Origin of the sequence: Flavobacterium sp. UMI-01 (assembly GCF_019656315.1) — a bacterium.
Taxonomy (GTDB): domain Bacteria; phylum Bacteroidota; class Bacteroidia; order Flavobacteriales; family Flavobacteriaceae; genus Flavobacterium.
The window spans coordinates 1-563 of sequence record NZ_BPLU01000021.1 but is presented as its reverse complement, the minus strand read 5'-3'; the positions used below and the strand labels follow the sequence as shown (position 1 = coordinate 563).

The 563-nt window shown below is 32.1% G+C and carries 1 protein-coding gene; it reads left to right on the top strand.

Annotation, left to right across the window (positions count from 1 at the left end; genetic code table 11):
* A partial coding sequence (locus K5R64_RS09105) for a transposase (RefSeq protein ID WP_220762853.1) occupies positions 1 to 563 on the top strand: 563 nt, incomplete at both ends.

The window sequence follows — 563 nt, the reverse complement described above, 5'->3', positions numbered from 1 at the left end:
GTTACTGAAATTACCTTAGACATGGCTAGTTCCATGAAGTTAATAGCCAAAAAATGTTTTCCAAAAGCCGTACAAGTAACAGATCGTTTCCATGTACAAAAATTAGCCTTAGAAGCTTTGCAAGAAATTAGGATAAAGCATCGATGGAAAGCTATGGATATAGAAAATCAATCGATACTACAGGCTAAATCAGAAAACAAAACACATACTCCCCAACTTTTAAACAATGGAGATACTGTGAAACAATTATTAGCCAGAAGCCGCTATTTACTTTATAAATCAAGAGAAAAATGGACAGAAAACCAAAAAGAAAGAGCACAACTCCTATTTGAATTGTATCCTGATATTAAAACAGCTTATTCTTTGTCTCAACAACTACGAGCTATCTACAACAATAATAACAATAAAAATGTTGCTATGCTGAAATTAGCACATTGGTATAGAAAAATAGAAGAATCGGGGTTTGAAAACTTCAACATTGTCCTCAATACAATAAAGATTAATTACCAATCAATACTAAACTACTTTGATAATAGAAGTACAAATGCTTCAGCGGAGTCTTT